Annotated in this window: 26 protein-coding genes; 18 read left to right on the top strand and 8 right to left on the bottom strand. The window is 61.8% G+C overall.

Annotation, left to right across the window (positions count from 1 at the left end):
• Positions 1–61: 61 nt before the first annotated feature.
• A complete protein-coding gene (locus AC1DUY_RS18030; RefSeq protein ID WP_089266810.1) occupies positions 62–613 on the bottom strand; it encodes a TetR/AcrR family transcriptional regulator in 552 nt (183 codons plus the stop codon).
• Positions 614–726: 113 nt separating this feature from the next.
• On the opposite strand from AC1DUY_RS18030, the gene AC1DUY_RS18025 reads away from it, so the two are divergent.
• The 4 genes from AC1DUY_RS18025 (at position 727) to AC1DUY_RS18010 (ending at position 6,597) form a co-directional block, all read left to right on the top strand.
• Positions 727–1,113: a nuclear transport factor 2 family protein gene (locus tag AC1DUY_RS18025; protein WP_120288154.1), complete on the top strand. Its 387-nt coding sequence runs from the start codon at positions 727–729 to the stop codon at positions 1,111–1,113.
• 98 nt (positions 1,114–1,211) lie between these two features.
• Positions 1,212–3,002, top strand: coding sequence for an acyl-CoA dehydrogenase C-terminal domain-containing protein (locus AC1DUY_RS18020; RefSeq protein WP_478116005.1), 1,791 nt, complete (start codon positions 1,212–1,214; stop codon positions 3,000–3,002).
• Positions 3,003–3,159: 157 nt separating this feature from the next.
• Positions 3,160–4,368 (top strand): acetyl-CoA C-acetyltransferase, encoded by a 1,209-nt coding sequence (locus tag AC1DUY_RS18015; RefSeq protein WP_068732581.1) that lies wholly within the window; start codon positions 3,160–3,162, stop codon positions 4,366–4,368.
• Between the two features lie 12 nt (positions 4,369–4,380).
• On the top strand, positions 4,381–6,597 hold the full coding sequence (locus AC1DUY_RS18010; protein ID WP_478116003.1) for a 3-hydroxyacyl-CoA dehydrogenase NAD-binding domain-containing protein: 2,217 nt from the start codon (positions 4,381–4,383) through the stop codon (positions 6,595–6,597).
• A 257-nt stretch (positions 6,598–6,854) separates the two neighbouring features.
• Here AC1DUY_RS18010 and gstA read toward each other — a convergent pair whose 3' ends face one another.
• The gene (gene gstA, locus AC1DUY_RS18005) at positions 6,855–7,469 is read right to left on the bottom strand and encodes a glutathione transferase GstA (RefSeq protein WP_120288156.1); all 615 of its coding nucleotides are present in this window, start codon (positions 7,467–7,469) and stop codon (positions 6,855–6,857) included.
• A 125-nt stretch (positions 7,470–7,594) separates the two neighbouring features.
• On the opposite strand from gstA, the gene AC1DUY_RS18000 reads away from it, so the two are divergent.
• From AC1DUY_RS18000 to AC1DUY_RS17980, 5 genes are all read left to right on the top strand, one after another.
• Positions 7,595–8,095, top strand: a complete 501-nt coding sequence (locus AC1DUY_RS18000) for a MarR family winged helix-turn-helix transcriptional regulator (RefSeq protein WP_068732586.1) — start codon at positions 7,595–7,597, stop codon at positions 8,093–8,095.
• A 96-nt stretch (positions 8,096–8,191) separates the two neighbouring features.
• On the top strand, positions 8,192–9,562 hold the full coding sequence (locus AC1DUY_RS17995) for a glutamate--cysteine ligase (protein ID WP_478116000.1): 1,371 nt from the start codon (positions 8,192–8,194) through the stop codon (positions 9,560–9,562).
• Between the two features lie 149 nt (positions 9,563–9,711).
• Positions 9,712–10,227 carry a PAN domain-containing protein gene (locus tag AC1DUY_RS17990; protein WP_116664682.1) on the top strand — a complete coding sequence of 172 codons (516 nt, stop codon included), beginning with the start codon at positions 9,712–9,714 and terminating at the stop codon, positions 10,225–10,227.
• A gap of 27 nt (positions 10,228–10,254) precedes the next feature.
• Positions 10,255–10,614 (top strand): DUF6152 family protein, encoded by a 360-nt coding sequence (locus tag AC1DUY_RS17985; RefSeq protein WP_478115998.1) that lies wholly within the window; start codon positions 10,255–10,257, stop codon positions 10,612–10,614.
• A 9-nt stretch (positions 10,615–10,623) separates the two neighbouring features.
• Complete coding sequence (locus AC1DUY_RS17980; RefSeq protein ID WP_441231295.1) at positions 10,624–11,115, top strand: DUF6644 family protein; 492 nt, start codon at positions 10,624–10,626, stop codon at positions 11,113–11,115.
• Here the strand turns inward: AC1DUY_RS17980 and AC1DUY_RS17975 are convergent.
• Genes AC1DUY_RS17975 through tldD form a run of 4 tightly spaced genes read right to left on the bottom strand, consistent with a single transcriptional unit; the run spans position 11,106 to position 14,289 of the window.
• Complete coding sequence (locus AC1DUY_RS17975) at positions 11,106–11,462, bottom strand: MmcQ/YjbR family DNA-binding protein (protein WP_093761670.1); 357 nt, start codon at positions 11,460–11,462, stop codon at positions 11,106–11,108. The genes AC1DUY_RS17980 and AC1DUY_RS17975 overlap by 10 nt on opposite strands.
• A complete protein-coding gene (locus AC1DUY_RS17970) occupies positions 11,459–12,058 on the bottom strand; it encodes a nucleotidyltransferase family protein (RefSeq protein WP_441231296.1) in 600 nt (199 codons plus the stop codon). The genes AC1DUY_RS17975 and AC1DUY_RS17970 overlap by 4 nt, the downstream gene beginning before the upstream one ends.
• Positions 12,059–12,088: 30 nt before the next feature.
• Positions 12,089–12,865: a signal peptidase I gene (lepB, locus tag AC1DUY_RS17965; RefSeq protein ID WP_315840323.1), complete on the bottom strand. Its 777-nt coding sequence runs from the start codon at positions 12,863–12,865 to the stop codon at positions 12,089–12,091.
• The gene (gene tldD, locus AC1DUY_RS17960) at positions 12,862–14,289 is read right to left on the bottom strand and encodes a metalloprotease TldD (protein WP_089266822.1); all 1,428 of its coding nucleotides are present in this window, start codon (positions 14,287–14,289) and stop codon (positions 12,862–12,864) included. The genes lepB and tldD overlap by 4 nt, the downstream gene beginning before the upstream one ends.
• A 343-nt stretch (positions 14,290–14,632) precedes the next feature.
• On the opposite strand from tldD, the gene AC1DUY_RS17955 reads away from it, so the two are divergent.
• Positions 14,633–15,817, top strand: coding sequence for a PepSY-associated TM helix domain-containing protein (locus tag AC1DUY_RS17955; protein WP_478115995.1), 1,185 nt, complete (start codon positions 14,633–14,635; stop codon positions 15,815–15,817).
• A gap of 17 nt (positions 15,818–15,834) precedes the next feature.
• On the opposite strand, the gene AC1DUY_RS17950 is transcribed toward AC1DUY_RS17955, so the two are convergent.
• Positions 15,835–16,167 carry a winged helix-turn-helix transcriptional regulator gene (locus AC1DUY_RS17950; RefSeq protein WP_478116329.1) on the bottom strand — a complete coding sequence of 111 codons (333 nt, stop codon included), beginning with the start codon at positions 16,165–16,167 and terminating at the stop codon, positions 15,835–15,837.
• A 233-nt stretch (positions 16,168–16,400) separates the two neighbouring features.
• Between AC1DUY_RS17950 and AC1DUY_RS17945 the strand changes: the two genes are divergently transcribed.
• From AC1DUY_RS17945 to AC1DUY_RS17935, 3 genes are all read left to right on the top strand, one after another.
• Positions 16,401–16,784 (top strand): DoxX family protein, encoded by a 384-nt coding sequence (locus AC1DUY_RS17945; RefSeq protein ID WP_478115993.1) that lies wholly within the window; start codon positions 16,401–16,403, stop codon positions 16,782–16,784.
• A 91-nt stretch (positions 16,785–16,875) separates the two neighbouring features.
• The gene (locus tag AC1DUY_RS17940; protein ID WP_439073431.1) at positions 16,876–17,388 is read left to right on the top strand and encodes a DsrE family protein; all 513 of its coding nucleotides are present in this window, start codon (positions 16,876–16,878) and stop codon (positions 17,386–17,388) included.
• A gap of 46 nt (positions 17,389–17,434) precedes the next feature.
• Positions 17,435–18,067 (top strand): TlpA family protein disulfide reductase, encoded by a 633-nt coding sequence (locus AC1DUY_RS17935; RefSeq protein ID WP_478115991.1) that lies wholly within the window; start codon positions 17,435–17,437, stop codon positions 18,065–18,067.
• 18 nt (positions 18,068–18,085) lie between these two features.
• Here AC1DUY_RS17935 and AC1DUY_RS17930 read toward each other — a convergent pair whose 3' ends face one another.
• Positions 18,086–18,646 (bottom strand): invasion associated locus B family protein, encoded by a 561-nt coding sequence (locus AC1DUY_RS17930; protein WP_246297366.1) that lies wholly within the window; start codon positions 18,644–18,646, stop codon positions 18,086–18,088.
• Between the two features lie 483 nt (positions 18,647–19,129).
• Here AC1DUY_RS17930 and coxB point away from each other — a divergent pair, with 483 nt between their 5' ends.
• The 5 genes from coxB (at position 19,130) to AC1DUY_RS17905 (ending at position 23,576) form a co-directional block, all read left to right on the top strand.
• Positions 19,130–19,975: a cytochrome c oxidase subunit II gene (gene coxB, locus AC1DUY_RS17925; protein ID WP_089266828.1), complete on the top strand. Its 846-nt coding sequence runs from the start codon at positions 19,130–19,132 to the stop codon at positions 19,973–19,975.
• Between the two features lie 103 nt (positions 19,976–20,078).
• Entirely contained in the window at positions 20,079–21,704 is a 1,626-nt protein-coding gene (ctaD, locus tag AC1DUY_RS17920; RefSeq protein ID WP_478115988.1) for a cytochrome c oxidase subunit I, read from the top strand.
• A 101-nt stretch (positions 21,705–21,805) separates the two neighbouring features.
• On the top strand, positions 21,806–22,747 hold the full coding sequence (locus tag AC1DUY_RS17915) for a heme o synthase (RefSeq protein ID WP_089266931.1): 942 nt from the start codon (positions 21,806–21,808) through the stop codon (positions 22,745–22,747).
• Between the two features lie 16 nt (positions 22,748–22,763).
• Complete coding sequence (locus AC1DUY_RS17910) at positions 22,764–22,937, top strand: CoxF protein (RefSeq protein ID WP_478115986.1); 174 nt, start codon at positions 22,764–22,766, stop codon at positions 22,935–22,937.
• Positions 22,938–22,955: 18 nt separating this feature from the next.
• On the top strand, positions 22,956–23,576 hold the full coding sequence (locus AC1DUY_RS17905) for a cytochrome c oxidase assembly protein (protein ID WP_231078357.1): 621 nt from the start codon (positions 22,956–22,958) through the stop codon (positions 23,574–23,576).
• Positions 23,577–23,598 lie beyond the last annotated feature (22 nt).

Raw genomic sequence — 23,598 nt, 5'->3', positions numbered from 1 at the left:
TTAACTCGCTGATACACTTGCGCCGATTTGCAGGTAGGATCGGATGTCTCTGGCTTTGGCGTCAGCGCGTAAACAGCGCACTCAAATCGTCGACATCCAGTTCGGTGATGGCGCTGTGGCGCGGATCCATCACCGCGGACTGGCCGATATAGGCCCAATAGAGAAACTCGGCGCGGGGCAGTGCCCGCTGGCTTTCCACCCCGGCCTCAATCAACCATTTCGCCATATAGCCGACCCGCCTCGCATCCACCGAGGCGACCATTTTGGCGACGTCTGTGTCGGTCGAGGCCATGGCGCGGATGGCACGATCCAGGCTGCGATCTTCGTTGAAAGCGAGCTTCATCAGGTGGGTCAGACGTGCGGCGCCAGCGACCGAGGCGTCGATCCCCTCGATCACCTGATCGGTCGTCCGCTCCTGCCAGCGCTGCAGAAGCTGTAGTCGAAATTCAGATATGTCTTTGAAATGCCAATAGAAACTTCCGCGTGACACGTTTAGGCCGGTGGCCAGTGCGCCGACCTTCAGCGCGTCGGCGCCTTGCCGCGCGAGGATCCTCAGCCCGTGATCGAGCCAGGCCGAGCGCGTCAGGCGGTCTTTGGTCAGTTGGTCATCCATTCCCCGACCATACACATGTGTATTGACGAAATCCACGCTCTGGCGTTAACGTCCATGCAGAAGTGTATGGAGCGGCACTGGCCGAACAGTGCCCGATGCGGGAGGGAGAGCCGATGAGCGTGAGCGGCCTCGATAGATGGTACAGCTTCATGCGGTCTCATGATCGGGCGATGCTGTGGGACCTGCTGCATCCGGACGCCGTGTTCGAAAGCCCGGTCGTGCATGCGCCGCAGCGGGGCCGTGAGATCGTGTTCAAGTATCTGACGACTGCAGAGAAAGTGCTGGGTGGCCCCGGCTTCGCCTACAAAGGCGAATGGCGCAGCGACAACGGCGCGGTGCTCGAATTCGAGAACGAGATCGAAGGCATCAAAATCAATGGCGTCGACATGATCACCTTCGCCGATGATGGGCGCATTACCCACTTCAAGGTGATGGTCAGGCCGCTCAAGGCCATCAACCTGTTGCACCGGTTGATGGGCGAGGAATTGGCGCGGCAATGAGCCGCCAGCCGCTTGCTTCATCTCCGATAACAATTGCGTAAATCTGACACGGCGGCGCCGTATCATCCGATCAATCGAATTCAAACCGAGAGAATTCCATGCCCAGCTACAAAGCCCCGCTCGAAGACGTCGGCTTCCTGCTCAACGACGTGTTTCAGTTCGATCGCTACAACAATCTGCCCGGCTTTGCTGACGCGTCCGCCGATGTGCGCGAAGCGATTCTGGGCGAAGCCGCCAAGCTCAGCGAAGAAGTGCTGCAGCCGCTGAATCGTGTCGGCGATCTCGAAGGCTGCAAGCGCAATGACGACGGCAGCGTGACGACGCCGAAAGGCTTCAAGGAAGCCTACAAGCAGGTCGCCGAAGGCGGCTGGCTCGGCCTCTCGGCTCCCGCTGAATTCGGCGGCCAGGGCCTGCCGGTGACGCTGTCGCAGACCGTCGCCGAATTTCAGATCTCCGCCAATATGGCGTTCTCGATGTATGGCGGCCTGACCATGGGCGCGACCGCAGCACTCATCGTGCACGGCAAGACGGAGCAGAAGTCGATGTTCCTGCCGAAGATGGTCGCCGGCGAATGGACCGGCACCATGAACCTCACCGAGCCGCATTGCGGCACGGATCTGGGTCTTTTGCGCACCAAGGCCGCGCCGCAGGCGGACGGTAGCTACAAGATTTCCGGCACCAAGATTTTCATCTCGGCCGGTGAGCACGATCTTGCCGACAATATCATCCATCTGGTGCTGGCCCGCATCGAGGGCGCACCAGCCGGCATCAAGGGCGTGTCGCTGTTCGTCGTGCCGAAGTTCATGGTCAATGCCGATGGATCGATCGGCGCACGCAACGGCGTGATGTGTGGCTCGATCGAGCACAAGATGGGCATCCACGGCAATTCCACCTGCGTGATGAATTACGACGGCGCCACCGGCTGGCTGATCGGCGAAGAGAACAAGGGCATGCAGGGCATGTTCGTGATGATGAACGAAGCCCGTCTCGGTGTTGCCGTGCAGGGTCTCGCGCAGTCCGAAGTCGCCTATCAGAATGCGGTTGCCTATGCGAAGGATCGCCTGCAGGGCCGCTCGCTGACCGGGCCGAAGTCGCCGGACAAGCCGGCCGATTCGATCATGGTTCATCCGGACGTGCGCCGCACGCTGCTCACCATCCGCGCCTTCAACGAAGCCGCCCGTGCCATGGTGGTGTGGACCGCGCTGAAGAGCGACGTCGCGCATCGTTCCGACGATCCGAAGGAGCGTCAGGCGGCTGACGATCACATGGGCCTGATGACACCGGTGCTGAAGGGTGTTTTGACTGACGGCGGTTTTGCCAACGCGGTCTCAGCGCAGCAGATGTTCGGTGGTCACGGCTATATCGCCGAATGGGGCATGGAGCAGTTCGTGCGCGACGCGCGCATTGCCATGATCTATGAAGGTGCCAACGGCATCCAGGCACTCGATCTGGTCGGCCGCAAGCTGCCGCGCGATGGCGGCCGTGCCGCGATGGCGTTCTTCGGCGAGGTCGGCGCATTTGCGAAGGAGCATGGCGCCGACGAAGCCATGAAGCCTTACATCGATCCGCTCTCGAACGCGCTCGGTCATCTGCAGCAGGCGACCATGTGGCTGATGAACAATGCCATGATGAAGCCCGACAACGCCGGTGCCGGCGCCACCGATTACATGCAGCTGTTCGGCCTCACGGCCTTCGCCTATATGTGGGCGAAGATGGCCAAGGTCGCGCAGGACAAGATTGCCACTGATGGCGCGACACCTTATCTGACGACGAAGCTGGTCACCGGCCGCTTCTTTATGGAGCGGATGTTGCCCGAAACCGCACTCCATCTCGCCCGCATCCAGACCGGAAGCGCGACGACGATGGAGCTTCCTGCGGAAGCGTTCTGAGACTAATAAGTACTCCGTCATCACCAATACACGCCGTCATTGCGAGCGCAGCGAAGCAATCCAGAAAGCCACAAGCGAAGACTGGATTGTTTCGTCGCAAGTGCTCCTCGCAATGACGAGCCGATAGATCAACTATCCGACAACCGGGAGAGAATGAATGCCCGAGGCATATATCTACGATCACGTTCGCACGCCGCGCGGCCGCGGCAAGGCCGATGGTTCGCTGCATGAGGTGACCGCGCTGGCGCTCGCCACTGCGCCGCTGAAGGCGCTCAAGGAGCGCAACAACCTGCAGCCGGGCACTATCGATGACGTCATCCTCGGCGTGGTCGATCCGGTCGGCGAGGCCGGCGGCGATATCGCGCGCATGGCTGCGCTGTCGGCCGGCTATGGCAACGACGTCCCGGGCATCCAGATCAACCGGTTCTGTGCTTCCGGCCTCGACGCTGTGAACTTCGCCGCGGCGCAGATCATGTCTGGCCAGCACGACATGACCATCGGCGGCGGCGCTGAGAGCATGAGCCGCGTCGGTATCGGCGCGGCTGGTGGTGCCTGGCCGGTCGATCCCTCGATCGCTGTGCCCGCCTATTTCATGCCGCAGGGCGTGTCGGCGGATCTGATCGCGACCAAATACGGTTTCTCCCGCGACGACGTCGATGCCTATTCGGTGCAGAGCCAGCAGCGCGCTGCCAAGGCCTGGGACGAAGGTCGCTTCAAGAACTCGGTCATTCCAGTGAAGGACATCAACGGCCTCACCATTCTGGCCAAGGACGAGCATATGCGTCCGTCCACGACGATGCAGTCGCTGGCCGCGCTGCAGCCGTCCTTCGTGACGATGGCGCAGATGGGCGGCTTCGATGCGGTGGCGATCCAGTCGCATCCGGAAATCGAAGGCGTCAACTACGTCCATCACGCCGGCAACTCGTCGGGTATCGTCGATGGCGCTGGCGCCGTGCTGCTCGGCAGCGAGGCGGCCGGCAAGAAGGCGGGCTTGAAGCCGCGCGCGAAGATTCGCGCCTTCGCTAATATCGGCTCCGAGCCGGCGATGATGCTCACCGGTCCGGTGGACGTCACCAAGAAGGTGCTGGAGCGTTCCGGCATGAAGCTGTCGGACATCGATCTGTTCGAGCTCAACGAAGCCTTCGCCTCGGTGGTGCTGCGCTTTATCCAGGCCTTCGATATCGACAATGAGAAAATCAATGTCTGCGGCGGCGCCATCGCCATGGGCCATCCGCTCGGCGCCACCGGCGCGATGATCCTCGGCACTGTGCTGGACGAACTCGAGCGCACCAACAAATCGACGGCCCTCGTCACCCTCTGCATCGGCGGCGGCATGGGCACCGCCACCATCATCGAACGCGTGTAAGGAGCGGCCAACATGACCTTCAAAAATTTCAAGGTTGAGACCGACGCCGATGGCATCGCGCTCGTCACCTGGGACATCTCCGGCCGTTCGATGAACGTGCTCGACGTCGCGACCATCGAGGAACTCGGCGCCATCGTCGATCAGACCACTGCGGATGCCGCCGTGAAGGGCGTCGTCATCACCTCCGGCAAGGAAGCTTTCTCGGCCGGTGCCGATCTGTCGATGCTGGAAGGCATGGGCAAGGTGTTTGCCGAGACCAGGGCAGCCAAGGGCGAGGAAGCCGCGCAGCAGATGCTGTTCGACGAGAGCCGCAAGCTGTCGCTGACACTGCGCAAGATCGAGACCTCCGGCAAGCCATGGGTCGCGGCCATCAACGGCCTCGCGCTCGGCGGCGCATTCGAACTGACGCTGGCCTGCCACTATCGCGTTGCTGCGGAAAATCCGAAGACGCGTCTGGGTCTGCCTGAAATCAAGGTCGGCTTGTTCCCAGGTGGCGGTGGCACCCAGCGCCTCGCGCGTATGCTGCAGCCGCAAGACACGATGCAGATGCTGCTCAAGGGCGAAGCGATCAATCTCGTCAAGGCGAAGGCGATGGGCATCGTCGGCGCGGTGGTACCATCACCCGATCTCATCTCGGCCGCGAAGGAGTGGATCAAGGCTGGCGGCAAGGCTGTCGCGCCTTGGGACGAGAAGGGCTTCAAGCTGCCCGGCGGCCCCGTCTATTCCAAGCAGGGCATGATGATGTTCCCCGCTGGTAATGCGATCTATCGCCGCGAGACCTTCGACAATTATCCGGCGGCCCGCGCGATCATGCAGTGCGTCTATGAAGGCCTGCAGTTGCCGATGGATGCGGCGCTGCGCGTCGAGTCCCGTCAGTTCGCGCATATCCTGCAGACCAAGGAAGCGGCGGCGATGATCCGCAGCCTGTTCCTGTCGATGCAGGAGCTCAACAAGGGTGCGCGTCGTCCGCAGAACGTGCCGCCGACCAAGGTCAAGAAGCTTGCCGTCATCGGTGCCGGCTTCATGGGCGCATCAGTCGGCTTCGTCTCGGCGCGCGGTGGCATGGACGTGGTGCTGATCGACCGCGACCAGGCCAGTGCCGACAAGGGCCTCGGTCATTGCATCGCGGCCATCGATGGCCTGATCGCCAAGGGCCGCGCCAAGGAGGCCGACAAGACCGCTTTGATGGCGAAGATCACTGCAACCGCTGACTTCGACGTCATCAAGGACTGCGATCTCGTCATCGAGGCCGTGTTTGAGGATCGCGCCGTGAAGGCCGAGATCTACAAGAAGGTGCAGCCGTTGCTGAAGGAAGGCGCGATCATCGCGTCGAACACCTCAACGCTGCCGATCAACTCGCTGGCCGAAGAGTTCTCCGACCAGTCCAAGTTCATCGGCATTCACTTCTTCTCGCCGGTCGAGAAGATGATGCTGGTGGAGATCATCGTCGGCAAGAACACCGGCGATGTCGCGCTCGCCACCGCGCTCGACTACGTTCGCGTCATCGGCAAGACGCCCATTGTCGTCAATGACTCCCGCGGCTTCTTCGCCAATCGCTGCGTGCTGCGTTTTACGGCCGAGGGCCTGGAAATGCTGCTCGAAGGCGTGCCGCCGGCGATGATCGAGAACACCGCCAAGATGGCCGGCATGCCGGTCGGGCCGCTGTCGCTGTCGGACGAGATCGCGCTCGATCTGGTGCTGAAGATCATGAAGGCCACCGAAGCCGATCTGGGTTCGCAGGCCGTCGATCAGGCGCAGAAGAAGCTGATCGTCGAGATGGTGGAGAAGCAGGAGCGCTTCGGTCGCAAGAACGGCAAGGGCTTCTACGAGTATCCGCCGAAGGGCAAGGGCTCGAAAGCTCTCTGGAAGGGCATAGCCCCACTGCTGCCGAAACCGGTCGATCCCGATACGCTCGATGTCGAGGAGCTGAAACAGCGTTTCCTGGTGGTGCAGGCGGTAGAAGCCGCGCGTACCGTCGAGGATCACGTGATCGTCGATCCGCGCGAGGCCGATGTCGGCTCGATCCTCGGCTTCGGCTTCGCGCCGTTCACCGGCGGTACGCTGAGCTATATCGACTTCATGGGCACCAAGAAGTTCGTCGAGCTCTGCCACAAGCTTGAAGCCAAATACGGCTCCCGCTTCACCCCGCCGAAGCTGCTCGAAGAGATGGCCGCCAAGGGCGAGACCTTCTACGGCCGCTTCCCGCCGAAGAAACTCGCGGCGGCGTAGTCGATAGCACGGACCGTAATGCTCCCTCCCCCCAGGGCGACGCGAAGCTTCGCTAGGCGGGGGAGGGTCGGGGAGAGGGGTGTCCAGAACTCGGGCGTCGCGATTTGCGGCCACCCCTCTCCCTAACCCTCTCCCGCAAGGGAGAGGGGACGACAGCGCCAAGTCTATCATGTGGTGATCAACGCGGCATCCAACACAAACAAAAAGGGCCGGATCAATGATCCGGCCCTTTCGTATTTCAGCGCGATGCCAGCAGCTTACGCCGCCTTCATCAGGCCTTCCTTCTCCAGCGCGGCCTGCACCTGCGGGCGGGCAGCGACGCGGTCCTTGTAGGTCATCAGGTTCTTGAATTCGGAGAGATCGATGCTCATCCGGTCGGCCCATTTCAGCATGACGAACAGATAGCCGTCAGCGACGCTGAAATCCTTGCCCAGCAGGTAGTCCTTACCTGCGAGCTGGCCATCGAGATATTTGAACTTGCCCATCAGGCGGGTCTTGAAGAAGCCCTTCACTTCGTCATCGAACACCGGCTGGAACAACGGGCTGAAGTTCTTGTGCAGCTCGCCGTTGATGAAGCCAAGATACTCCTGCAGCTGACGGCGCGCATCGCTGCCATTGGCGGGCGCCAGATTTTTGGCAGCAGCCTGGTCGGCGATGTACTGCACGATAACCGGACCTTCGGTCACGAGCGCACCGCTGTCGAGGCCGAGGGCTGGCACCTGGCCCTTGGGGTTGATGGCGAGATAGTCGTCGCCATTTTCCAGCTTCTTGGCTTTGAGGTCGACCTTCACGAGATCGTAAGGCAGGCCGGCTTCGAGAAGTGCGATATGAGGCGAGAGCGAACAGGCGCCTGGCGAATAATACAGCTTCATCGAAAATTCCTCCCTGAGGACATTGGTTTAACCACGAGGGTGACTAAATGCATATGCATGAAAGAGTCAAGATTGATGCAGCTGCATCAAGTGGGCTAGGGTGCCGCCACCATTTGGACTGAGCCATGAAACGTAAACCTTCCACCGAGGCGACAGCCGCCTGGATCCGCCTGATGCGAATCCAGAGCCGGGTGCTGGACGGCGTCGAGCAGGACCTCAAGCGCGCCGGTTTTCCGCCGCTCGCATGGTACGACGCGTTGGCCGAGCTGTCGCGCTCGCCGACCGGCGAGATGCGCCCGGTCGAGCTCGAAAAGCAGATGCTGATACCGCAATATTCGACATCGCGGCTGATCGATCGTCTGGTCGACGAAGGTCTGGCTGCACGCCGCGAATGCAAGATGGACAAGCGCGGCCTGTTCGTCGAGATCACGGCTGCCGGGCGCGAGTTGCACAAGAAGATGGGCTGCGCCTATTCAACGGCGATCGAGAAACATGTCGGCTCGAAACTGTCCGACGCAGATGCAGCAAAACTGTGCGGCCTGCTCGACCGGCTCGGCTGCGCGTGCCAAGAAGCGGCATCGACAGTGACATCGCCGGCCGCCAGAGACGCCGCGCCGGCGCGATGAACCTTAAATTTTTGCCTGCGTTCGCGACCCGCACGGGCCGCGGGCGTTCCCGACACCGCGCGCAACAGATTGCAGCGCCTTTCATTCGGAATTTCCATGGCGCGTGACCAAATCGATATGACGCCGCTGCAGTCGCGCGACGAACTCGTGGCGTGGCTGGCGGCGGGCGTGAAGCCGCCATCGGAATTCCGCATCGGCACCGAACACGAGAAGACGCCGTTCACGCTCGCCGGTCACAATCCCGTGCCTTACGAAGGCCCGCGCGGCATCGGCGCGGTGCTCGACGGCATGAAGCATCTGCTCGGCTGGGAGCCGATCATGGAAGCCGGCAATATCATCGGCCTCTATGACGTTACCGGCGGCGGCGCAATCTCGCTCGAGCCCGGCGGCCAGTTTGAATTGTCGGGCGCGCCGGTGGAGACAGTTCACCAGACGCAGTCCGAACTGATGGCGCATCTGGCGCAGGTGCGCGAAGTGGCGACGCCGCTCGGCATCGGCTTTCTGGGTCTCGGTCTTACGCCGTCGTGGTCGCGCGCGCAGATTCCGGTGATGCCCAAGGGCCGCTACAAGATCATGACCAATTACATGCCCAAAGTGGGCCAGTACGGTCTGGACATGATGTACCGGACCTGCACGGTGCAGACCAATCTCGACTTCTCCTCGGAAGCGGACATGGTCAAGAAGCTGCGCGTCTCCGTTGCGCTGCAGCCGATCGCGACTGCCTTGTTCGCCAATTCGCCGTTCACTGAGGGCAAGCCGAACGGCTTCCTGTCGTTCCGGTCCGAAGTCTGGCGCGACACCGACAATGCCCGCTCCGGCATGATTCCGTGGGCGTTCGAAGACGGCATGGGCTTCGAACGCTGGGTCGATTACGCGCTGGATGTTCCCATGTATTTCGTCAAGCGCGGCGATACCTATATCGATGTGTCCGGTTCGTCGTTCCGCGACTTCTTCGCGGGCAAGAACGAAAAGATACCCGGCGAGCGTCCCACTCTCTCGGATTGGGCCAATCATCTTTCGACGATTTTCCCGGAAGTCCGCCTGAAGCGTTATCTCGAAATGCGCGGCGCCGATGGAGTGCCGTCGGATCGTTTGCCGGCGCTGTCGGCGTTCTGGGTCGGATTGCTTTATGACAACAGCGCCCTCGATGCCGCCTGGGACATCGTCAAGAACTGGACTGCGGCGGAGCGACAGGCATTGCGCGACGACGTGCCGAAGTTGGGCTTCAAGGCGAAGATCAAGGATCGGTATCTGTTCGAAATCGCCAAAGAGTGTCTGTTGCTGGCCCATGGCGGCCTGCGCCGGCGCGGCAAGCTCGACGCGCACGGCCGCGATGAGTCCCACCATCTGGAGGCACTCGATCGGATACTGGATTCCGGCAAGACTCCGGCCGAGCAGATGCTCGACAGGTTCCATGGCGCCTGGGGTGGCTCGGTGGCGCCAGCCTATAAGGAATACTGCTTCTAGATCAGCGGCTTGGCGAAGCTGAAAATCCGTTCATCAGCGGTACAGGTGACCGGCGTTCCAATGGCGTCCTTCTTACGCCGTTTGCAAACCGCTGAAAGTCATCCTGCATGCCGAGGAACCTGTTCAGAGCGTGTCTGACAGCCCTCGCCATGCTGTTGGTCGCAGCCGTTACGCCCGCTCAGGCGCAAACCAATTTCGATCGTCCCGGCGGTGATTATTCGCGCTCGGTCTCACTGTCCGGCGATCCCGCCGAATGCGCGCTGATCTGCGAGCGCGACAAGAAGTGCCGTGCCTGGAGCTTCAACTATCCGAGCGACAATTCCGAAAATGCAGTTTGCTGGCTGAAAGACAAGGTGCCGCCGCGGGTCGAGAGCTATTGCTGCGTCTCCGGCGTGCGTGGCGCCGGCGTCATAGAACCGCGCACCGGTCCGGTGGAAACCTCGACTGATCGTTTTGGCGGCGACTATCGCTCGTTCGAGATCAAGAACGACGACAAGGCCGAGCACGGCGATGCCTGCCGCGATGCCTGCCAGGGTGACAATAAATGCCGCGCCTGGACCTTTGCGCGGCCCGGTTATGCCGGCAAGAATGCGCGCTGCTTCCTGAAGAACGACATCAAGCCGCCGCGGCGAAAACCGGGTTTCATCTCGGGCGTTGTGAGGTAGCATTCCAGCAATAAAGGGGGTTGAGCCATGACGCGTCTCCTGCACGCACTGACATGCGCTGGATTACTGATTGCTGTTACGACGGTCGCCGCCGTCGCCCATCACGGTTGGGGCAGCTACGACGCTGCCAATCCGGTCACCGTGAACGGTCCTGTCGAAAACAGCAAATTCGAGAACCCGCACGCGACGATCGTGATCAAGGGGGCCGACAAGGCCTGGACTGTCACTCTTGCGCCGACCTCCCGCATGACGGCGCGCGGGGCGTCTGCCGATATCGTGGCTGTCGGCAAGACCGTCTCGGCCTTCGGCTATCCATCCACCGTCGACAAGGACGAGATGCGCGCCGAACGCATCACCGTGGACGGCAAGACCTACGAATTGCGATAGCGCCGGCTCATGACTGAGGGCGCACCCGCGATCTTCATGGCGATGGAAGCGTCCGCAATTGGCGCTGCGATCCGGCAATCGCGCTGGCTCTATATGTCCGCCAATATCGGTCACATCGTCGCGCTGATGTTCTTCGCCGGTGCCATTGCGGTGATGGATGTCCGGCTCGCGGGCGGGTTAGCTGCAACGGCGCCCGGTCCGCTGCTGCGCAGGGCACGCCGTTTTGCCATTGCCGGATTTCTCGGCCTCGTGCTCACCGGCGGCATTCTGTTTACCGCCGAAGCGAGTCATGTGGTGCTGAACCGCGTGTTTCAGATCAAGGCGGCTCTGATCGCGCTGGGCTTGCTCAATGTCGTCTGGGTCGAGGCGATCATCATGCCGAGGATCGCCGCGTTGCCGCCGCTGTCACCGATGCCTGCGGGCGCGCGGCAAGGCGCGCTGGCGTCAATCGCCATCTGGTTCGCGGTCGCCATATGCGGCCGCGCAATTGCTTATTTCTGACGGGAAGAGCCTTCGGTCTCGAACGCCTTGCGCGCAGCTTTCGAGGCCAGCGCCAGCCACTGTCGCCGCAACAGCGGTTCGACCAGGGCGCGCTTCGCCTTGGAGAGGCGGATCAACACCATCGGATAATCGCGATAGTGATCGGTGAAATAGAAGATATTCGGTTCGTTCTCGACGAGCATGTCGCGCTCGTCCCGCGGAACACCGGGCATCACCAGCGAGTCGCCGTCTTCCTTTAGTCGGACCAGCAGTTTCTTGCGCACCTTGAGAGCCGGTGTGCCGTAGGAAGTGCCATCGTCGACTTCAGGCCAAACGCGCGCGAGTGTGCGGATATCTTCGAACGTCATAGCGGCCTTGCCTCGCCGGTCATGTCGAGATGCCAAGCTTCCGGAGCGTGAAGCTTGAGTTCAGGCCACAGAGCCCGCCAGCGCGCAGATTTGGTCCGATACGCCTCTGCGGAGAAATTTGGCACCAGATTCGGGCGCACGACGAATCCACCCACGTCATCAAGTCCGGCTGGCGCGTAGACATCTACACCATTGCTGCTCAGGCCGACTTGCGTGCATCGGGTGAGAAACCGGTCGATGCCATCCGTTGCGCAAGACAAAGCAGGGTATGGCTTGCCGTGTTTCTCGGGATACCAGAGATGGACGCGGGCCTGATTGCGTACTTCGATGCGAGAGCCGGTACGGTCGGCGCACTCGCGGAAGCCGGCGATGATTCGATCTTCAGCCTCCCACGACAGATCGGGGTCGAAGTAGAACACGTCGTAGTCATTGATGCCGTAATCGACCCTGCGGCCGGTCAATACGTTCCACGCCGTTTGCGTCAGACAACCGGCGACGATCCAGGCGTCCGGGAGACCGAGTTCATTCAGCCGGCAGAGTAGCGCGTCATGGACTGGATTGCGCAGCACAGCGGAAATGAAATCTGCTGTGCGCATGCTGCTGTGCGCATGCTGCTGTCGCGGCGCTCAATGCACCCCGGTAAAGAACCGTGCCATCCGGAAACCCGATAGCCAGTTGGTCACCGGCTGGCTACGCACGCCGAGATCCCATGAGCCGACGATGGCATCGACGCGGCCGACGAGATTATCCATCGGCAGCAGGCCGACACCGCCTTGGCTTACCGGCACACGACTGTCGGCGGAGTTGTCGCGGTTGTCGCCCATCACGAACAGATGGTCAGGGGGAATGACGACTTCCGGCGTGTTGTCGAGGCGGCCGTTGTCACGCAGCTTGAAGATCGGATGCGACACGCCGCCGGGCAGGGTTTCGACATAACGATGCGCCGGTTCGGAGCCGCCGCTATCGTCTTCCGCGGCACCGATGCCGTCGGCCTTCACGGACGTCGCGACGCCATTGAGCCAGACCTGACCGCCGCGCAGTTCGACGCGGTCGCCGGGCAGGCCGATCACACGCTTGACCCAGACCTGGGAGCGGTCACCGGGCCAGCGAAACACCACGACATCGCCGCGCTTCGGCGTGGTCGCGAAGACGCGGCCGGTCTCGGGAAGGGAGACATGGATCGGTAGCGAGGCTGTTGAGTAGCCGTAGGGAAACTTTGTCGCCAGCAATGCATCGCCGATCAGCAGCGTTGGCTCCATGGAGGCCGACGGCACATAGAACGGTTCGGCGAGCGCGCCCTTGGCGACGAATACGATGCCGACAATCGCGACGATCTGTGCCAGCTGGCCGGACCAGCGCTTTGCAGTCGATGCGACGGTTGTGGTTTCCGTATCCGTGGTCACTGGCCCGTTCCTCCGATGGTCACCTTGTCCATGCGCAAAGTTGGCTGGCCGACGCCGACCGGCACGCCCTGGCCGTGCTTGCCGCAAGTTCCGATGCCGTCATCGAGCGCGAGATCGTTGCCAATCATGCTGATGCGATGCAGGTCGGTCGGACCGTTGCCGATCATCATTGCGCCCTTGAGTGGGGCGCCGATCTTGCCGTTCTCGATCTTGTAGGCCTCGGTGCACTGAAACACGTATTTGCCGGAGGTTATGTCGACCTGGCCGCCGCCGAAGTTCACCGCATAGATGCCGTTCTTCACCGAGGCGAGGATTTCCGCGGGATCGCGCTGGCCGGCCAGCATGTAAGTGTTGGTCATGCGCGGCATCGGCACATGGGCATAGCCTTGACGGCGTCCGTTGCCGGTTGGCTTCATGCCCATCAGGCGCGCGTTCTGGCGGTCCTGCATGTAACCGACCAGGATGCCGTCCTCGATCAGCGTTGTGCGATTGGTCGGCGTGCCTTCGTCGTCGATCGACAGCGAGCCGCGGCGCGACGAGATCGTGCCATCATCGACGACGGTCACGCCCTTGGCGGCAACCTGCTGACCCATCAGACCGGCGAAAGCCGAGGTCTGCTTGCGGTTGAAATCGCCTTCGAGTCCGTGGCCGACGGCTTCATGCAGCATCACGCCGGGCCAGCCGGGGCCGAGCACCACATCCATTTCGCCGGCAGGGGCCGGGATCGATTCCAGGTTCACCAGCGCCTCGCGCAGCGCGCCGTCGGCTGCCGTGCGCCACGAACCGCTCTCGATGAAGCGCGCATAGCCCTCGCGGCCGCCATAGCCCTTCGAGCCGCTTTCCTGCCGATCACCCTGACCGGCGACGACGGAGATATTCACACGGACCAGCGGACGGATGTCGCGATAGCTCTCGCCGTCCGGGCGCAGGATTTCGACCACCTGCCAGGTGGCGCCGAGGGAGACCGAGACCTGACGGACGCGCGGGTCCTTGTCGCGCACATAGGCGTCGATTTCGGCCAGCAGCTTGACCTTGGCCTCGAAGCCCGGCGCGTCCAGCGGATTGTCGTCACTATAGAGCCGCACATTGGTGTGCGAGGGGGCTGCGGCAAAGGTACCGGCATAGCCGCCACGGACCGCATTGACCGCATCAGCCGCACGGATCAGCGCCGGGATCGAGACATCGGAGGAATGCGCATAGCCGACCGCATCGTCCTTGACGGCGCGAAGGCCAAAACCCTGCGCGGTGTCGTAGGTCGCCTGCTTCAGCCGGCCGTTGTCGAAGCCAAGCGCCTCGGACTGGCTGTATTCAAGAAACAGCTCGCCATCGTCAGCTCCCTGAAGCCCCCGCATGAGCTCGCGGCGAACCTCGTCGCGGTCCAGATTGGCGCGGTCGATCAGGGACGTGGTGGCTGGGCTGGTCATGCAGGCTCCAATGTCAGCGGCGCGGCCCCGGCGCCAGGCGCGGGGCCACGATTTCAATTTGTAGCGACAACCCGGGGATGGGTCGCCTTACAATGGCGTAACCTGCGGCGAAACAGGCGATTCAAACCAAGATAGGTGCTGTTTTGACAAAAAGGGAGGCCTGCACATCGCCGGGGCGAGATCCTCTGGGGGCAACCGTGCCAGCCATGATGGGGCTACCTTGGAGCTATTACAAACTGCGCTCCGATGCGCCTCAGGCTGCAGTGCGGTAGACCTCCGAGCATCATCCTGTGCGAACGGTATTCCTTGCGGGACTAATCTCTTCTGGCAATTATCGCTTTTCATGGCCTCACGAACCAAATCCGCATTCCTGCAAGTCCATTCCATCATCGGCCTGGCGATCTCGCTGATCCTGGGCCTGATCGGTCTGACCGGCGCCATGCTGAGCTTCGAGGACGAAATCGTCGCTGCGTTGAACCGCGATGTGACGAAAGTCGATCCGCGGCCTGCACCTGTGCTCGGACCTGATGAGCTGGTGGCGCGGGTTCAGGCGGTGCCGGGGGCGGGCAAGGTTGGCCTCATCGTCTTTTCGAGCGAACCGGGTATCGCCGTACGTATGCGCTTTGCCCGCAGCGAGACTGGGGAACGCTCGTCGGTCTATGTCGATCCCTATGACGGCCGCGTCGTCTCGGCGATGCAGGGGGAGGGCTTCTTTGCGACGCTGCGCAACCTGCATCGCTTTCTGCTGCTGCCCGGTAACGGCAATGGCTATGGCCGTCTAATCACCGGCGTCGCCGTGCTTGGCCTGTTCGTGTTGCTGATCTCCGGGATGGTGCTGCGCTGGCCGCGCCGTGTCCGCAGCATCAAGGCCTGGATGAAGCCGAATCTGGCGATGCCCGGCCGTCCGTTTCACAGGTCGCTGCATAGCGTCGTCGGCACCTGGTTGCTGCCGGTCTATCTGGTGACCATTCTCACCGGCCTTTGGTGGTCGTTCGACTGGTACAAGGCCAGCGCGACCTGGCTGCTGTCGAGCAAGCCCGCTGCGAGTGCGCCGGCAATGCGCGCAGCAAAGGGGGGCGCCAAAGCACCTGCCGCTGATGTGCCTGCGGTTCCGTCACTCGACAAGGTCTGGTCGACGTTTCTGGTTGATCAGGGCAGCCGCTATGCGATGGCGATCATGCAGGTGCCGAACGGACCGGGCAGTGTCGTGCGTATCCGCTCGGTGGCAAAGGATGCGTCATTCGATGAAGCGCGCGATGATTTCCGCATCGATGGCGTGACCGGCCGCATGGTGTCGGCAGAGCTCTACAACGACAAGACATTCGGTGAGCGCATTCTGGCCGCGGTGCTGCACATCCACACCGGTGCATTCCTGGGGCTGCCCGGTCGCATCGTGTTCTTGCTGGCCGCGGCCTTGATGCCGCTGTTCACCGTGACCGGCTTCATCCTGTATTTCTCGCGCCGCCGCCTGCGCGCGGCATCGAAGCCCGGGCGCCGTCATGCGGTCAACCTGGTGCCCGGCGAGTAAGCCGCTCCGTTCCCGGATCAAGGATGAGTCAGGGGCGCTGCGCTCTCGTCGGAGCCGGATGAGGTCGCGGATCGGGCCTGCATCGCAGAGAAATGCGCCTGCGACCATCGGAACAGTTCGTCGAAGACCGGCCTGAGCGCTCTCGCCGATTCCGTGATTTCATATTCCACCCTCGGAGGTATCTCGGCGAAGACCGTGCGCTTGACGAGTCCGTTGGACTCGAGATCGCGCAGTTGTGTCGTCAGCATGTGTTGCGTCACATTCGGAATCGCGCGCTGCAGTTCTCCAAACCGGTGTTTGTTCTGGACCAGTTGCCAGAGGATCTCACACTTCCATTTGCCGGTAATCATCCCCAGCGCCTGATGAAAATCTTCGACTTCCCGGCCCTGCTGACATTCGGGGAGCGCGATATCGTCTGTTTTTCCATTAGTCATGTTTTTCATACTATCTCAGAAAAAGCATTCTACTTGTCTTCTTCATCTTACTGCCGAAATTTGTGCTTCGAAAGCGCGCCGTGGATCTGAAGCAGACTTTGCCGTCAGCCGCGCCGCCGAAACCGTTTTGACCATCTTCGGAGCTGCCCATGTCATCGTCTTCCGTCACCTCGCCAGCGCCGCGGCGCTGGACCTCCATCAGTCTCTGGGCCGTCAGGGGCTTGCTCGCTCTTGCGTTTGCCGCTGCGGGGACTGCCAAGCTTTACGGCGTGCCGCTGCTCGTCGAGGAGTTCGAACATATCGGTCTTGGGCAATGGTTCCGCTATCTGACCGGCGCGCTCGAAATCCTCGGAGCGGTCCTGATCATCATTCCGTCAACGGTCGCGTTTGGCGCGGCCCTCCTGTGCTGCATCATGATCGGTGCGATTTTCACGCATGTGTTTGTCATTGGTGGTTCGCCGATTCCGGCGATCGTGCTGCTCGCATTGAGCGGTATCGTGGCTTACGCCAAGCGCAGCATGATCCTCAGGTAGCTAGTGCTCATCGCTCTCATCCGGCCATCCACGGATTGCCGTTGGGAAAAGCCGAACGTTTCAGTGTGCTCGAGTGCAAGTGATGAGTTCAATGCGGAGTTATAGCGGCAAGGCTTTGGCCACGGTGGCGTTCGGTCTGGCGTTTGCGGCACCGTTATTCGTCACGCTGGCTTTGACGGATGCAGGGTCCGCCATTTCAAAGCCGTGGGCGCCGGAGACGAAGCCTGCGGCGGCCAAGACACATCGTCTCGTACTGCAGATCAACACTGACGACCCGACCGTCATGAGAGCGCTGATTTCGACGTCGCTGAACCTTCCGAAATACTACCGGGAGACGAAGCAGGACTTCTCGATCGAAATCGTCGCTTACAACGCCGGCATTCATATGTTTCGAGTGGACACGTCGCCGGTCAAGGAACTGCTGAAGGTCGTTCAGGCCCTGACCCCTGACATTCGCTTTGTGGTCTGCGAAGCGACCAAGCTCGGCATGGAGCGCAGCGAGGGCCATCCGATTTCGTTTATCGACAATGTCCAGATGGTTCCGAGCGGGCCTGGACGGATCATCGAGCTACAGGAAGCGGGTTGGTCCTATATCCGATCCTGAGCGGCACGCTTCGCTACCCTATTTGATGCCCATCGGAGGCTGGACCGTGACAACACCGCACCGCGGACGGGCTATTGCTCGCTCGCCAATCTCGCGACGTACGCTGCTCAAAGGGGCATTGGCCACGACGGCCGCATTGGCGGCGGGGGGCGCTGCCGTGGATGCGCGGCCAGATGGGCCGCCGCCCTTTGGCACCACCCGGCATCAGTTCACTGTCATCCGGGGAGCGCGGCCGATCCCGTCCGTTGCGGTGCCTCGCCTAGTTGGCAAGCCGGTTGATCTGACCGCGTTTCCAGGAAAGGTCGTTCTGGTCAATTTCTGGGCGACATGGTGCCCGGCCTGCAAGACCGAGTTGCCGATCCTTGATCGGCTTCAGGATATCGAGACGCGCGCAAATCTGCAGGTGATCGCGATCGCCACCGATCGCGCGGACGTCGCTTCGTTCGCGCGCAACCTGAAGCTGAGACATCTCGATGTCGGTATCGAGCCTGGTGGACTGGTCGCACGTGCCGGCGAGGTTGCCGCTCCGGATACCCCGTTCAGCCTCTATGCGATGCCTATCTCATATCTGATCGGGACGACGGGGCAGGTCGAGGGATATCTTGCAGGGGAGGCCGACTGGACATCTGAAGATGCCCGGCGATTGCTGGACTATTACAGAGGGCGTGGTTCCGGCTAATGCTGCCGGGTTCAAAGCCTATGGCAGCTTGTCGTAACCCTCGCCGATGCCGTTGAGGCTGAGCGGGAAGCCGATGCCTTCTTCGGGCGTTTCGAAGATGATGAAGGTGGCGGTCTTGGCGGTGCGGAGCTGGGCGAGCAGCTTGTCGTCCATCACGACTTCGGCAACGCAGCCATTGGGCAGGCAGCGCACGAAGCCGGCGCGGCCGACATCCTGATTATCGAGCTTGAGGCCGAGGCCGGACGGCAACAGCACGCCGAGCGGCGCCACCACGCGCATCAGCTTGCTCTTCTGGTCGGCAGTCTTCAACACGATCACCGTCAGGCCGGCATTGGAGCGGTCTTCCGCCACCACGCTTTGGATCAGGGCACATTGTTCGGCCTGGGCACCGGGCGGGGTATCGCAGCGGATCTGCCAGTCGCCATGAACCGAGCGCACCGCACCCTGGGCGCTGGCGGTAGCCGGGACGGCGGCGATCGCCGCCAGGGCGAGACAACCGAGCGCCAGCCGGCGCCAGCCTGCGATCCCGCGGGCCGGGCGGTTCAGGGTCGATTTATACTGCAACTTCGAGTGCCCCATCCGGGTCGATTCCTTAGGCGGTGACGTGGTGGTCGTAGTCCAGGGCAGCACGCTTGACGCTGTCTGTCCGGAGGATTTTTCCAGACCACGGAATGATACGGCAATGACGGCGCCTTGAAGGCATCCACGGAGCCACGAAAGCGCTCGCAGGCGCGAATCAGCATCCTGCCGATCGCCTGATCTGTGCCTACATCGGACAATTCCGCTGTCAAGCACCGTTCGGCTGCCGCACGCCTGTTTATGCCTGATTTCATGCAGCAATTGCGACCTTCGTTCAATACCGCCGAATGCATTACGGGATGCGCCACTCCTGCATTGCGACAGACCGCGAATTATGGTTTGAGAGGCTAGATTTCGACGCATTCTAACAACTGCCTCCAGGCCAATCACTTGGGCGTTTTGGCAAATTGGCAGGGTGCGGATCGGGCGGCATAATTCGGCGACAGGCCGAAATGCGACAGTAAATATGGGAGCGCGAGCGGCATGAGGATGTCGAGGGGCCAGATTGGCCGCCGGTTGCTGGGGTTAGCAGTTGTTGGGGCCGGGCTTGCTTTTGGCGGTGCTGCATTCGCAGAGGTGATGGGCCAGCCCGCGCCGTGGGAATTCAAGCTGCAGGAAGCCGCCACGCCGGTGATGGAGAACATCACCTGGTTTCATAATTTCCTGCTCTGGCTGATCACCGCCATCACACTGTTCGTGCTCGTACTTCTCGTCATCGTGGTGATGAAGTTCAACTCCAAGGCCAACCCGGTCGCATCCAAGACCACGCACAACACGCTGATCGAAGTGGCGTGGACGATCATCCCGGTTCTGATCCTGGTCGCAGTTGCGGTGCCGTCGTTCCGTCTGCTGTTCCTGGAACTCGATATTCCGAAAGCCGACCTGACCATCAAGGCAACCGGCAAGCAGTGGTTCTGGACCTACAGCTATCCCGACAATGGCCCGTTCGAATTCGACTCGCTGATGGCCACCGACAAGCAGCCGCGCCTGCTCGCCGTCGATAACGAAGTTGTCGTTCCCGTGAACAAGGTCGTGCGCGTGCAGACGACCGCCGCGGACGTCATCCATTCCTTCGCGATCCCGTCCTTCGGCATCAAGATCGACGCCGTTCCGGGCCGTCTGAACGAGACCTGGTTCAAGGCCACCAAGACCGGCATGTTCTATGGCCAGTGCTCGGAACTGTGCGGCAAGGATCACGCGTTCATGCCGATCGCGATCCGCGTCGTCAGCGATCAGGAATTTACCGCATGGGTCGAGACCGCGAAGAAGAAGTTCGCGTCCAATCCGGCGAATTCCTACGCTTCGGCCGGAACTGCTGTGGCGCAGTAAGCGGGTGACGGAGCCGCGAGGCTCCGCACGCACTGTAAGAAATTAGGGCGAGGGGACCGCAAGGTCCAAAGACTGCCAGAAGAAGACAAAGCAGGATTTGAAAATGGCAACGACCGCGGCAACACCGGCTCACGACGACCACGCCCACGATGATCATGCGCATGCGCATCCGACGGGGTGGCGGCGCTACGTCTATTCGACGAACCACAAGGACATCGGCACGATGTACCTTATCTTCGCGATCGTGGCGGGCGTCATCGGCGGCATCATGTCGATCCTGATCCGCATCGAGTTGATGTATCCGGGCGTCCAGATCTTCCACGAAAGCCACACCTACAACGTCTTCGTCACCTCACACGGCCTGATCATGATCTTCTTCATGGTGATGCCCGCGATGATCGGCGGTTTCGGCAACTGGATGGTGCCGCTGATGATCGGTGCACCGGACATGGCGTTCCCGCGCATGAACAACGTGTCGTTCTGGCTGCTGCCGGCCGCCTTTGCGCTGCTCATCATCTCCACCTTCGTGGAAGGCGAACCCGGTGCCAACGGCGTCGGTGCCGGCTGGACCATGTATGCACCGCTCTCGACATCGGGCCATCCGGGTCCCGCTGTCGACTTCGCGATTCTGGCGCTGCATCTCGCCGGTGCGTCGTCGATCCTCGGTGCCATCAACTTCATCACCACCATCTTCAACATGCGCGCGCCGGGCATGACCCTGCACAAGATGCCGCTGTTCGTGTGGTCGATCCTGGTCACCGTGTTCCTGCTGCTGCTGTCGCTGCCGGTTCTGGCGGGCGCCATCACCATGCTGCTGACGGATCGTAACTTCGGCACAACCTTCTTCGCCGCAGACGGCGGCGGTGATCCGATCCTGTTCCAGCATCTGTTCTGGTTCTTCGGTCACCCCGAAGTGTACATCCTGATTCTGCCTGGCTTCGGCATGATCTCGCAGATCATCTCGACTTTCTCGAAGAAGCCGGTGTTCGGCTATCTCGGCATGGCCTATGCGATGGTCGCCATCGGCGGCATCGGCTTCGTCGTCTGGGCGCACCACATGTACACCGTCGGCATGTCGTCGGCGACGCAGGCCTACTTCGTTGCCGCCACGATGGTCATCGCGGTGCCGACCGGCGTGAAGATCTTCTCCTGGATCGCCACGATGTGGGGCGGTTCCATCGAGTTCAAGGCGCCGATGTTGTGGGCCGTGGGCTTCATCTTCCTGTTCACCCTCGGCGGCGTCACCGGCGTCGTGCTGGCCAATGCCGGCGTCGATCGCGTGCTGCAGGACACCTACTACGTGGTCGCGCACTTCCACTACGTGTTGTCGCTGGGCGCCGTGTTCGCCATCTTCGCCGGCTGGTATTACTGGTTCCCGAAGATGTTCGGCTACATGTATTCGGAAACCATCGCCAAGGCGCATTTCTGGGTCACCTTCATTGGCGTGAATCTGGTGTTCTTCCCGCAGCACTTCCTGGGTCTGTCGGGGATGCCGCGCCGCTATGTCGATTATCCGGATGCCTTCGCCGGCTGGAACCTGGTGTCGTCGATCGGCTCCTACATCTCCGGCTTTGCCGTACTGATCTTCATCTACGGCGTGATCGAAGCCTTCGTCCGCAAGGAACGGGCTGCGAACAATCCGTGGGGTTCGGGTGCGACCACGCTGGAATGGACCCTGAGCTCGCCACCGCCCTTCCATCAGTTCGAAGTGCTGCCGCGCGTTCAGTAAGTGGTTTTCGTGCGGCGCTCTTGGGTGCCGCACCGAGTTAATGCCTCCGCCGAACTCGCAAGAGTTTCGGCGGAGTGCTCGTAACAAAAGTGAGAATGATCTTGTCCGTCCTCGACCACCATACCATCGACCTGTCTGCCCCCCGCATCTCCGAAGCGGGTGTTGCCGACTACATCGCGCTGCTCAAGCCGCGGGTGATGTCGCTGGTCGTGTTCACGGCGATGGTCGGTTATTTCCTGGCGCCGGGCGATCATCACCCGGTGCTGGCGATCACCTCGATCCTCTGTATCGCTGTCGGCGGCGGCGCCTCCGGCGCGCTGAACATGTGGTACGAGGCCGATATCGACGCGCTGATGTCGCGCACCGCCAACCGCCCGATTCCGCGCGGTCGCATCACCCGGCCGGAAGCACTGACCTTCGGTCTGGTGCTGGCCTTCTTCTCGGTGATGACGCTCGGCATCCTCGTCAACTGGCTCGCCGGCGCGCTGCTCGCTTTCACCATCTTCTTCTATGTCGTGATCTACACCATCGCTCTGAAGCGCTGGACCGCGCAGAACATCGTCATCGGCGGTGCCGCCGGCGCGCTGCCGCCAGTCGTTGCCTGGGCTGCGGCGTCAGGAACGCTCTCGATGGAGCCGGTCCTGCTGTTCCTGATCATCTTCTTCTGGACCCCGCCGCATTTCTGGGCGCTGGCCCTATTCCGCAACGACGATTACACCCGCGCCGGCGTGCCGATGCTGCCGGTGGTCGCCGGTCCCGACGCGACCCGGCTGCAGATCCTGCTCTACACCGTCGTGCTGGTCGCAACTGCCGTCGCACCTTGGCCGCTCGGTTATTTCTCGGCCGTCTACGGCACGGCTTCGCTGATCCTCGGTGCCGGCATGATGTATCTCGCCGTCGAGGTCTATCGTCTGCGCGAAGGCACGCCTGCCAATCGCGCGACGCGCAAGCTGTTTGCTTTCTCGATCGTCTATCTGTTCGCGCTGTTTGCCATTCTGTTGCTCGAGGTGGTCGTGAAGGCCATCCTCCCGCTGGTCTGGTAGAGGGGCGCATGATCCGATGGACAACGAGCACAAGCCTGAACAGCCGGACGGCATCGTCCTCACCGAGGCCCAGAAGAAGAGCCGGCGCGAACGCTCCCTGGCCGTCGCCTGGGCGCTCGGCATCCTCGTCGTGCTGTTCTTTGCCGTCACCATGGTCAAAGGGCCGGCCGTTCTCATCCGGCCCATGTAATGACAAAAGCTGAGTGACATGACCGATCAGCCGCAGAACATCAAAGCCTCCAAGCCGCGCCTCGGTCGCGATGCGACGGTGGCTGCGGCTTGCGGTCTGCTGGTGGCCTTCATGGTCGGCGCGTCCTACGCCGCCGTGCCACTGTATAACTGGTTCTGCCGCGCCACCGGCTTCAACGGCACCACGATGGTGGCGAGTTCGGCACCCGCGACGGGCCCGATCGCACGCAAGATCGCCGTGCGCTTTGATGCCAATGTGTCGGGCGGCCTGCCGTGGAAGTTTGTTCCCGAGCAGAGCGAGATCGAGGTCAAGATCGGCGAGGTCGTGACCGTGTTCTATACGGTGACCAATCAGTCCGCCCGCACCACCTCCGCACAGGCTGCCTATAATGTGGCGCCGCTGACGGTGGGGGCGTATTTCCAGAAGATCAATTGCTTCTGCTTCACCGACCAGACCCTGGCGCCCGGTGAGAAGCGCGAAATGCCCGTCGTATTCTATGTCGATCCTGCGCTGGCCGCGGATAGCGAGAATGACGGACTGAAGTCGATCACACTGTCCTACACGTTCTACCCCCTGCGCGATCCGGCGCCGAAGCCGCTGGCGGCGACGGAGACTGACAAGCGCAAGGGTAACCTCTAAGAGAAAGCTCTGAGAGAAATCC

The organism is Tardiphaga sp. P4_G1 (genome assembly GCF_056401215.1).
The sequence above is the reverse complement of the archived record's forward strand: the minus strand, read 5'-3'. Positions and strand labels throughout refer to the sequence as shown.